The sequence below is a fragment of the Tenacibaculum sp. MAR_2009_124 genome (assembly GCF_900105455.1).
GTDB lineage: Bacteria > Bacteroidota > Bacteroidia > Flavobacteriales > Flavobacteriaceae > Polaribacter.
This window is the reverse complement of record NZ_FNSF01000002.1, coordinates 766,081-778,020: the sequence shown is the minus strand read 5'-3', so window position 1 is coordinate 778,020 and position 11,940 is coordinate 766,081. Positions and strand designations below refer to the sequence as shown.

Sequence of the window (11,940 nt, the reverse complement as noted above, 5' to 3'; positions counted from 1 at the left end):
CCCCAGTCAAACTACCCACCACGCACTGTTTCTCATCGCTGAGTTAGGCTCTAGATAAGCAAAGGGTGGTATTTCAAGGACGACTCCACAACGCCTAGCGACGCCACTTCATTGTCTCCCACCTATCCTACACATTACTTATCCAAAGTCAATACGAAGCTATAGTAAAGGTTCACGGGGTCTTTTCGTCCCGCTGCGGGTAATCGGCATCTTCACCGATACTACAATTTCACCGAGCTCATGGCTGAGACAGTATCCAGATCGTTGCACCATTCGTGCAGGTCGGAACTTACCCGACAAGGAATTTCGCTACCTTAGGACCGTTATAGTTACGGCCGCCGTTTACTGGGGCTTCATTTGAGATCTTCGCCGAAGCTAAACCCTCCACTTAACCTTCCAGCACCGGGCAGGTGTCAGGCCATATACATCATCTTTCAATTTAGCATAGCCCTGTGTTTTTGATAAACAGTCGCCTGGATCTTTTCACTGCGGCCTACCGAAGTAGGCGACCTTTCTCCCGAAGTTACAGGTCGATTTTGCCTAGTTCCTTAGCCATGAATCTCTCGAGCACCTTAGAATTCTCATCCCAACTACCTGTGTCGGTTTACGGTACGGGTTCTTATAAACTAGAGCTTAGAGGTTTTTCTTGGAAGTTCTTAACCGCACTATCCACGCTTCCGAAGAGTTGTGGTACTATCACACTTTAGCTAGTTCTGCGGATTTGCCTACAGAACTAATACCTACATGTTTCAACGAGCTATTCCGTCAGCTCGCGGCGGGTTCATTACTCCGTCACCCCATCGCATTTATAAGAAGTACAGGAATATTAACCTGTTGTCCATCGACTACTCCCTTCGGATTCGCCTTAGGTCCCGACTAACCCTCAGCTGATTAGCATCGCTGAGGAAACCTTAGTCTTTCGGTGTGCAGGTTTCTCACCTGCATTATCGTTACTTATGCCTACATTTTCTTTTCTATCCGTTCCAGCAGACCTCACAGTCCACCTTCTACACAAATAGAATGCTCCCCTACCACTTTTAAAGTCCATAGCTTCGGTAATATGTTTATGCCCGATTATTATCCATGCAAAACCGCTCGACTAGTGAGCTGTTACGCACTCTTTAAATGAATGGCTGCTTCCAAGCCAACATCCTAGCTGTCTAAGCAGTTTCACCTCGTTTTTTCAACTTAACATATATTTGGGGACCTTAGCTGATGGTCTGGGTTCTTTCCCTCTCGGACATGGACCTTAGCACCCATGCCCTCACTGCTGATAAACATTTTATAGCATTCGGAGTTTGTCAGGAATTGGTAGGCGGTGAAGCCCCCGCATCCAATCAGTAGCTCTACCTCTATAAAACTTTTAATCAACGCTGCACCTAAATGCATTTCGGGGAGTACGAGCTATTTCCGAGTTTGATTGGCCTTTCACCCCTACCCACAGGTCATCCAAAGACTTTTCAACGTCAACTGGTTCGGTCCTCCACTGTGTGTTACCACAGCTTCAACCTGCCCATGGGTAGATCACTCGGTTTCGCGTCTACTACTACTAACTTAAGCGCCCTATTCAGACTCGCTTTCGCTTCGGCTCCGAACCTTAAATTCTTAACCTTGCTAGTAACAGTAACTCGTAGGCTCATTATGCAAAAGGCACGCCGTCACATCCGTAGATGCTCCGACCGCTTGTAGGCGTACGGTTTCAGGTTCTATTTCACTCCCTTACTTAGGGTTCTTTTCACCTTTCCCTCACGGTACTAGTTCACTATCGGTCTTTCAGGAGTATTTAGCCTTGGCGGATGGTCCCGCCAGATTCATACAGGATTACACGTGTCCCGCACTACTCAGGATACTACTATCTTAACTTCGATTACCTATACGAGACTATCACTCTCTCTGGTCAGTCTTTCCAAACTATTCTAGTTCTCTATGCTTCGAATATTGTAGTCCTACAACCCCAATATTGCCGTAACAATATTGGTTTGGGCTATTCCGCGTTCGCTCGCCGCTACTAGCGGAATCACTTTTGTTTTCTTCTCCTCCGGGTACTTAGATGTTTCAGTTCTCCGGGTTTGCTCACCTTGCGGTGTGATATATCTTCAATATACCGGGTTGCCCCATTCGGAAATTTACGGATCATAATGTATGTGCCACTCCCCGTAACTTATCGCAGCTTATCGCGTCCTTCGTCGCCTCTGAAAGCCTAGGCATCCTCCATACGCCCTTATTTAGCTTATTGTACTTTTTGCTTCCGATGTTAATCGGAAACGAGCTCTTTATAATTCTTAATTATTTTTTTATAAAAATATGTCGTTAGATATTAAATCTAACTCTCTATCTTGATTCTTTACGATATCATTTTACCAATATGTCAATGAACGTTGCGAATCGCAACTGATAAGTATCAGTGCTATTCGTGTAATGCTCTTAGATAATACCAATTATCTATAGGCAATACATAGTGGAGAATATCGGAGTCGAACCGATGACCTCTTGCGTGCAAGGCAAGCGCTCTAGCCAGCTGAGCTAATCCCCCATATACTAGTAGTAGTACATAGTAGTTAGTAGTTATTCAACTACTACTCAACTTCTAGTTTTTCCTGAAAACTATTAAACATCTCTTTAAAAAAAGTAGTCCTGGGCAGACTCGAACTGCCGACCTCTACATTATCAGTGTAGCGCTCTAACCAGCTGAGCTACAAGACTATTTTAAGATCTGTGCTTAGTCTTCTTTTTTTTAAAATTAACAGCAGAGTAAAATTACACTTCTTTAGTAACTTAACACCATCTTCTCTAGAAAGGAGGTGTTCCAGCCGCACCTTCCGGTACGGCTACCTTGTTACGACTTAGCCCTAGTTACTAGTTTTACCCTAGGCAGCTCCTTGCGGTAACCGACTTCAGGCACCCCCAGCTTCCATGGCTTGACGGGCGGTGTGTACAAGGCCCGGGAACGTATTCACCGGATCATGGCTGATATCCGATTACTAGCGATTCCAGCTTCACGGAGTCGAGTTGCAGACTCCGATCCGAACTGTGATATGGTTTATAGATTCGCTCCTATTCGCATAGTGGCTGCTCATTGTCCATACCATTGTAGCACGTGTGTGGCCCAGGACGTAAGGGCCGTGATGATTTGACGTCATCCCCACCTTCCTCACGGTTTGCACCGGCAGTCTCGCTAGAGTCCTCAGCATTACCTGCTAGCAACTAACGATAGGGGTTGCGCTCGTTATAGGACTTAACCTGACACCTCACGGCACGAGCTGACGACAACCATGCAGCACCTTGTGATCTGTCCGAAGAAAACTCTATCTCTAAAGCTGTCAGACCACATTTAAGCCCTGGTAAGGTTCCTCGCGTATCATCGAATTAAACCACATGCTCCACCGCTTGTGCGGGCCCCCGTCAATTCCTTTGAGTTTCAATCTTGCGATCGTACTCCCCAGGTGGGACACTTATCACTTTCGCTTAGTCACTGAGCCAAAGCCCAACAACTAGTGTCCATCGTTTACGGCGTGGACTACCAGGGTATCTAATCCTGTTCGCTCCCCACGCTTTCGTCCATGAGCGTCAGTATATACGTAGTAGACTGCCTTCGCAATCGGTATTCTGTGTAATATCTATGCATTTCACCGCTACACTACACATTCTATCTACTTCCGTATAACTCAAGTCAACCAGTATCAAAGGCAGTTCTATAGTTAAGCTATAGGATTTCACCTCTGACTTAATTGACCGCCTGCGGACCCTTTAAACCCAATGATTCCGGATAACGCTTGCACCCTCCGTATTACCGCGGCTGCTGGCACGGAGTTAGCCGGTGCTTATTCTTACAGTACCGTCAGCACTCTACACGTAGAGCGGTTTCTTCCTGTATAAAAGCAGTTTACAACCCATAGGGCAGTCATCCTGCACGCGGCATGGCTGGTTCAGAGTTGCCTCCATTGACCAATATTCCTCACTGCTGCCTCCCGTAGGAGTCTGGTCCGTGTCTCAGTACCAGTGTGGGGGATAATCCTCTCAGACCCCCTACCTATCGTTGCCATGGTAAGCCGTTACCTTACCATCTAGCTAATAGGACGCATAGTCATCTTGTACCGATAAATCTTTAATTAAATCCCGATGCCGGAATTCAACATTATGGAGTATTAATCTTCATTTCTAAAGGCTATCCTCCTGTACAAGGCAAATTCTATACGCGTTACGCACCCGTGCGCCGGTCGTCAGCAAGTAGCAAGCTACTCCTGTTACCCCTCGACTTGCATGTGTTAAGCCTGCCGCTAGCGTTCATCCTGAGCCAGGATCAAACTCTTCATTGTATAATCTTTAATATTATGTAATGTCAAGTCTTCAAAAGAATTTCAAGTGAAACATCTTAATAAGATGCCTCTGTGGTAATTCTACTCTTTGTTTATTTAATCTCTTAAATTACGCTGTCAATTTCAATATTTTCAATGAACTTCGTTTACCGTTCTTTTTAGTCTTCTAAACCAAAATCCCAATAAACTTCTTGTTGAAATGTTAGAATCGAACTAACTGATTTTTTTACTCCAAATCATTCCAAAATTTCCGTGATCGTGTTGCTTTCTTAAAGCGGATGCAAAGATATAAACTCTTTTAAAACTGACAAACTTTTTTTTAAAAAAAAAGTTTCCTCAAAACTCTAAAGAAATCTCCGCAATAAATCAATGAACTTGCCGTCAAAATCGGATGGCAAAGATACCATTTTTATTTCTTCCTAAACAAGCTTTTTTTAACTTATTTTTTCAACTCCCTAATATCTCTTAATCCAACCCTAACCTCAATGAACTTGCTAACTCTGTATCTGCGTTTCCGTGTTAGCGGCTGCAAACATACAACCATTTTTTAGCCCCACAACACTTTTTTAAAGTTATTTTAAAACTCCCGTAATATATCCTCAAAAAAACCTAGATATCAAGCGATTGTATGACTAAGTTTTTTTACCCTTTTTAGTTTTGGTTTTTCATACAAACAGTTACCCCCATTATTACACTCTATATACCTTTATATAACCCCATAAAAAAGCCCTGATAATTTTTCAATTAACAGGGCGCCTTCTATACTATTTTACTCTTTTATGGTTTACTTACCATAAAATAGAACGTTGTTCCTTCTCCTTTTTTACTCTCTAGCCATACTTTTCCTCCATTTCGTTCGATAATCTTTTTCACTAAAGCCAATCCTATCCCTATAGAATCAACATGTGCTTGTAATTCTAACTTCTGAAATAGTTGGAAAATCTTCTGATGATATTTCTCTGCGATACCTGGACCATTATCGGAAATTGAAAAAACATAGTCTTTAAACTTCTCATCAACGTCTATCTGGATATGTACTTTCTCCTTATCATTATGTTTTATGGCATTTTGTATCAAATTCTGAAAAACCTGTAATAACTGAGATTCGTTAAAATATACTTCTGGTAATTTATTAATTACCTCTATTGTACAATTCTCAGCCGTATTCACCATAATAATCCTCTTCACTAAGGAATCAACATTTACCTTTTTTATCTCCTTCTCTTTCTCCATTTGAAGTGAGTAATTCAAAATTCCATTGATAAGCATATCCATTTGAACTACCTGCTCCTTTATTATAAATAAATTCTCATACATCTCTGAATCTTCTTGAACACTGTTTTCCTCAAGAAGCTCTTTTGAAGTAACCCATTCTGCCAAAGTGTGGATATTACGAAGTGGTCTTTTTAAATCATGCGAGACAACATAAGCAAATTCTTCTAGATCTTTATTACGCTCATACAACTCCTTCGCTCTATTTTCTAAATCTATTGTTCGTTGTTTTATCTTAGACTCCAATTGAGAGTTCATCTCTTCAAGTCCTTTTCTATGATGCATTGCCCCATTCAGAATAATGAATGAAAATATAAATATGGTGGTAATAGAAATTAAAATAGCGCCTTCTGTAACTATATCCACATTATTCGTTGTTACCCTATACGTCATATGTAGCAACTGAAATGTGCTAAACAAAATAATTAACCATCTATTGTTTAGCATGAGTATTCCTCCAAACATTACAATATAAGTACCCAATAAATAATCTACAGAAAAATTATTTAGTGCTACTGTGTAAGTTAAATAATGTTGAAAAGAAAATAACAAGAAGAAAACTATAATTCCGTAATAATTTAATATTTGTCTATTTTTAGTTAAAGGAAGAAGTCCGACAAGTAAAAATAATACAGTGAAAATTTCACGAGCATACGTTATTTCAATTGCACTTGGATTAAAAATAAAAATTAAAACAGAATATAAGTATAAACCAGGAGCTATTAAACACAATACTATGCTACTGTTTTTAATCTCGAAGCTCTCTAACTTTCCAATTTCCTTAAAAAAACTCCTATTCATATAAGTTCAGACAAATAATATTTCTGTTTTAAATTTAGGGATTTTAAACTTAACAACCTCTATTTCTTTCTTTAACACGTATAATATGTATAGATAAGATGCTAATAAATTTAGTTATTCGTTTTACCGCTTAATATCTGCTATTAGAATTTATCTCTTTGTCATCTAATTTATCCAACGTTCAAATTATAAAAACTTGGTATACGGATCTACTTATCGTAAGTTTCATATAAATACAGTGAATGATTTACTAAAAAGCTATCATCTCAAACTAAAATGTAGACAAAAAAAAAGAAAGAGATTAAAAAACCTCTTCCCTTATGTTGTTACTCTCTAAAGTTAAACTTTAAAGCGTCGAAAATATAAAACCAACAGCTTTATGATTTGAATGTTAGGTCAATGATCCCTTTCTAATGATTAAATGCAGTTTTATGCTGTTTAATAAACAGATGAAAACAGGAAATACAAAATTCGAACCAAATTTAACATTATACCTTATAGGGGATATAACCAATACATCCTAAGGGGAATCACTAGGTTTACTTCTAGCAATTTTACTTATTTAAAATGTCAGTTTTTGTGTATACATTGCAAATGTTATAATTCAAGTTCGGGAATTTATTATGACACCTATAAAAAGGTTCCTGTAAGGTGGAACCTTTTTTCTGAAAGGAAAAACTCCATTCATCTGAAGATATTGAAGTTTGGTCGTTTTAATATACCGAATAAACTTTTTTTAAATAGAATCATCTGTGTTTGCCATAATTTTATCCTCGTAGGGATGTTTTGTTAACATAGATTTATGCTTAATTTAGAAAGAAGTATTTCCAGAGAATACTTCTTTTTTCATCTCTCCTGAAGAATAGAAAGCTATAACTTTTTTGTGCTATAATGGAGACTATACTTTCAATTTTTCTAATTAATATAGTTAAATATCATATTAATGGTGTTTCTAAGTTTGGTTAGTAAAAGAATCTATAAAGTGTTATAGATTCTTTTTAATTTCACACAAACAACTCTTTATCTATTAGTTATAACTTTATAACGTACTTTTAATACCGATCACCTATTTTTTTTGAAAACTTTTTTTTATTCTCTTTTCTTTGAAGTGCTAAATATAAGCAAGGTTTAATTTAAAAAGTATTCTGTTTTTTTTGAAGGGTTAACAGAATACTTTTTCCTTATTTACATTGCTTTTTTATCATTTATACTTTTATGAATTAAGCGTAAAGTATTAGGAAATAATTTTTTACATAATATTTATTGTTAAAAAACTCATGACTCATATCAGGGAATATTAATTTCTATTAAGGGTTAACCATGAGTTGCAATTCAGGGTTATTACTTATTGCTTAGCAGTATTAACTAATATATCTTTGGAATGTTATTTGCTAATAGTGATATCGAATAACACTCTAAACCCTTCTAAGTAAAACCTCAAAGTATTTCTTTGAGGTTTTGTTTTTAAATTAGGTATGTTTTTCATTAAACGAACTAGTTCCTACACTTCATCCTAATTCAACTTCTTTTGACCTAAAAACTTGATAAAAATGAATACTGTAAAATAAATTTACCTTTGGTTGTATTTGTTTAGAATAAACTTAATCTCATTCTTCTCTTAAGGTTTAATAGTCAAATTAACCACTTATTTTATACCCCTAAATAATGAAGAAACAAAATTTAGTACTTGTTAAACAGTCTATGAAAAAATCAAGATCAAACATTTACAAATGGGTTAGTAAAAGTATGGCTGAAAATATAATCCACAATAATACTAACGATGATATTACCTATACATATGCTCCCTGGTACATTAGTTTTTTTTATAAACTAAAATATTTTTGCTCCAAATTCATCAAGTAAGTAATCACTATATTAGGAATAACTTTTCTTCAATTCCGTTATCCAAAATATTTAAAGATACTCAAACTTCACTTACCTCTATATTCAAATACTTTCATCGAAACAAGAACACGTTTTAACTAAGAGTTGATAGAGTTAACCAACTTAATTGTAATTTCATTCTAGATTTTTAAATATTGTTTATTCATTTTTAGAAGTTTGGTTAGTTTTTTAGCAGAAGTGTTTCGTCCTAAGAGATACTTCTGTTTTTTCTTCGCCACATATTACTTTTTTCACGACAAAACCTTTTGTAAATCAAAACATTTACTTTTCTTAAACGCATACAGAATAACCTCCTACGAATAATAATCATTTCTTAAAACCTTCAACCCTAAATGTATCTTCGTCTCGTAGTACATATAGTTTTTTTAATTATTAGTTTTTTAACTAAATAGTTGTACAGGTGGGAAGTTGTCAGAGGGGGGAAAATAGGCGCTTCCCATTTTTATAAAATTAAAAAAACTGGATTTTAGAATTGCTTAAAACACTGACCTTGCTCTATTGAAAGGTTAGATTTGAGCGAATTAATATTGCGATGTACTGTTATACCACCTTTCCCCTACATATAATTACAATTAATTCCTAACCGAATTAATAATAACTAGAATCATTTTCTTAACCATCAACCATAATTTATGGAAAATCCCATACTCATTTTTCTTTCTATTAGCATAATTCTTATTTTTAGTTTAATAAAAACTTTAATCAACGCGTCCGAATCCAAAAAATGGCTACAACTATTTCCTAAGCTCTTTTCTATAGCCTTTATAGGTTGGTTTTCTTTTATCTGGTTTGTTCCAATGCACGTGTGTTGGAATAAAAACATTGCTATTCATAAATTTAGATTTCAAGTATTCGAAATAGCCGTGGACACTGGAAACTCAGGATCTTCATTTAGCAGCATATTTTTTAACTTTACTCCAAGCCAATATGGAACCCTTAATTTAACCAAACGTATTGGTAAAGGTTCTGATTATTTTAAGAACTATGAAAATCATAACAAGTACCTACTTTATCCTGAGAAATAGTTATTGTAGAATTAAAACAACTTAATTTAGTAATTCAGCCACAATATGCCTTCTTCTTACCGACACCGGAATTCGCTCACTATTTTTCAATATTAGCTCGCCTTTTTTTTCATATGACGAAACGTACTCCCAATTGACTAAGTGTGATTGATGCACACGAATAAACTTTTCTTTCGGTAGCATTTCGTTATACTCCTTCAATGTTTTTGAACTTAAAATATGCTTTTTATTTTTGGTATAAAAATGGGTATACCCTTGATCTGCTCTACAGTGAACTATTTCTTCCAAATCTAAAACATATATCTGCTCCGTAGTTTTAATTACAATCCTGTTTAGCTCCTTATTTTCTCTTAACACTTCCATTTGTTGTCGATTGTCATAGGCTGAATGTTCTTTCAATCGTTCAATTGTATTATTAAGCTCTTCAGGATCTATTGGTTTTAATAGATAGTCAAAAGCATTGTATTTAAATGCCTTTATTGCATATTCATTAAACGCTGTGATAAAGATTAGTTTAAAATTATGATTGCTTAATTCATCGAGCATATCAAAACCTGTTTTATCTTTAATTTGAATGTCTAATAAAACCAAATCAGGTTTCAGGTCATTAATTTTATTAGCCGCTTCTTTTATATTGGATGCTTCACCTACAATTTTTACATCTTTTATTGGAGAAAGCAAAATTTTTAATCCATCTCTAATTTGCTTCTCATCATCTACAATAATCGTTCTCATTAAAAAATCCCCTTTTTTACTCTACATTAAAAATAGGTAGAGTTATTACCACTTTTGTCCCTTGTATTTTTTCTTTTTCTATGATATCTTCAATAGTAAAACGAAAAGATAACTTTGTTTTTTTAGACAATAAATCTAATCGTTTTTTTATAATCGATGTTGCATACGATTCCTTTTTCTGTTTCTTCTTTTTCAAAGATATTGAGTAGCCTATTCCATTATCTTTTATGACACATTCTATTTTGTCATCTAAATCTTCAATCTTCAAACTTATTCTAGGCTTATCAACACCTTCTACTCCATGTTCAATTGCATTTTCAATAATTGGTTGAATAATCATCGCTGGTATTTTGGTAAAATCTTGTTCAAGATTATCATCAATATCAACCTCATAATCCAAATTATTATTAAGTCTTAACTTTTGCATTTCCAAATAATCAATCAATGATTGAATTTCACTGGAAAACAATGCTTTATTTAAATTAGTATTTTCCAAATTGTACCGAAGTAACTTCGCAAATTTTCCTAAATATTTTACGGCTTTATCATTTTCTCGTTTTAAAATGTTGGCTTGAATATTTGATAATGCGTTGAAAATAAAGTGAGGATTCATTTGAGACCTTAATAACCTTTGTTGCAATTGAATACGGTTTAGTTTATCTACATTAATCTTATTTCTTAAATACATTAAAAACACCACCAATATTAAAAGTAATACAATCAAGAAAATTACTGCAATAAGCTTATTCTTTTCAATTATTGTTTCTTGGGTTCTATTTTTTTCTTGAAGCGCTAAAATTTGATGTTCCTTTCTCTCTGTTTCATGGACAACTTGAAGTTTCTTAATTTCTTTTATTTTAATTTCGTCCAAAAGTTGGGCAGTTACTAAACTTAACTCATCTTGATATGCAGAAGCTTCTTTATATTTTTTTTGTACTTTATTGAGCGTCACTAATTGTGTCAAGGCATCTTTAAGTAACCTTTTTGTTTCTGCGTTTTCTTTTACTTCTATTAAAAATTTCTCAGCGTTAACATAATCTCTTCTAAGCAATAAAATTTTAGCATAGTTACTTAATAAACTTTTTGTTACTCTTCCTGGTGCGTAATTAAAAGCCTTTATAAAATATTTCTCGGCATTAAATAAATCGTTGTTTTCATAATACGTAAGTCCTATATTATTATAAGACATAATTACACCTAAAGTATCTTTATGTTTTAAGTTTAGTTTTTGTGTTTTTCTGTGATAATGTAGTGCTGAATCCTTTTGTTTTCTAGCCTTATAAAGTATTCCTAAATTATTATAAACAGCACATATGTTTTCATATTTATCTCTTTTTTCAAATATTTTCGCTTCCTTTTTCAACATGGAAAACGACTTTCCATAATCTCCTAAAAAATATAGTAACCTTGCATAGGCGTCATAAAAATTCGGCAGAAATTCATGTTCTTTTTCATTCAGAATTTTTTCTAACTTTTGAAATTCGATTAGAGCTTCTGTATAGTTTCCTTTTGACACCAAATGATCGCCCCACATATAATCAAAATTTAGATCATATGATTTATTTTCATATTCTCTTGAGAGTAACTTTCCTTTCTTAAAATATTTTACAATTGAATCTTCTTTATAATCTCCTTGTTTATAATATTCTAATAACCTTATATGTAGTTTTAAAATTCCTGTATTATTTCGTTCAGCGTCTAATATTTTTGATATTCGCTTTAATTCATTTAAATACCTCTTTTTCAAGCCACTGGCTTTTCGTAAAGAATCTGCCTTCTCAAAAATATCATTCTGAGAAAACACACTTGTTACTGTTAAGAAAATTAAAAAACAAAAGAAGCAACTTTTTTTTGACACAACCATACCCTAACCGTCCTTATTTACT

The 11,940-nt window shown here is 34.9% G+C and carries 4 protein-coding genes, 2 tRNA genes and 2 rRNA genes; 1 reads left to right on the top strand and 7 read right to left on the bottom strand.

The genetic code is table 11. The annotated features are described in order from the left end of the window. The 5 genes from BLW23_RS10000 to BLW23_RS09980 form a co-directional block, all read right to left on the bottom strand. Nucleotides 1–2,236: ribosomal RNA gene (locus BLW23_RS10000) — 23S ribosomal RNA — on the bottom strand; the annotation flags it as partial. 223 nt (nucleotides 2,237–2,459) lie between these two features. Then, a tRNA-Ala gene (locus BLW23_RS09995) sits at nucleotides 2,460–2,533 on the bottom strand. A gap of 96 nt (nucleotides 2,534–2,629) precedes the next feature. After that, nucleotides 2,630–2,703, bottom strand: a tRNA-Ile gene (locus tag BLW23_RS09990). 91 nt (nucleotides 2,704–2,794) lie between these two features. Further along, nucleotides 2,795–4,316, bottom strand: a 16S ribosomal RNA gene (locus tag BLW23_RS09985). A gap of 777 nt (nucleotides 4,317–5,093) precedes the next feature. Continuing rightward, nucleotides 5,094–6,389, bottom strand: coding sequence for a sensor histidine kinase (locus BLW23_RS09980; protein WP_093669338.1), 1,296 nt, complete (start codon nucleotides 6,387–6,389; stop codon nucleotides 5,094–5,096). Between the two features lie 2,537 nt (nucleotides 6,390–8,926). On the opposite strand from BLW23_RS09980, the gene BLW23_RS09975 reads away from it, so the two are divergent. Next, the gene (locus tag BLW23_RS09975; RefSeq protein WP_093669336.1) at nucleotides 8,927–9,319 is read left to right on the top strand and encodes a hypothetical protein; all 393 of its coding nucleotides are present in this window, start codon (nucleotides 8,927–8,929) and stop codon (nucleotides 9,317–9,319) included. A 21-nt stretch (nucleotides 9,320–9,340) separates the two neighbouring features. Here the strand turns inward: BLW23_RS09975 and BLW23_RS09970 are convergent, their stop codons facing one another. Both BLW23_RS09970 and BLW23_RS09965 read right to left on the bottom strand, forming a co-directional pair. Next, nucleotides 9,341–10,054, bottom strand: coding sequence for a LytR/AlgR family response regulator transcription factor (locus BLW23_RS09970; RefSeq protein ID WP_093669334.1), 714 nt, complete (start codon nucleotides 10,052–10,054; stop codon nucleotides 9,341–9,343). A gap of 16 nt (nucleotides 10,055–10,070) precedes the next feature. Further along, nucleotides 10,071–11,858 (bottom strand): tetratricopeptide repeat-containing sensor histidine kinase, encoded by a 1,788-nt coding sequence (locus tag BLW23_RS09965; protein ID WP_176829788.1) that lies wholly within the window; start codon nucleotides 11,856–11,858, stop codon nucleotides 10,071–10,073. Nucleotides 11,859–11,940 lie beyond the last annotated feature (82 nt).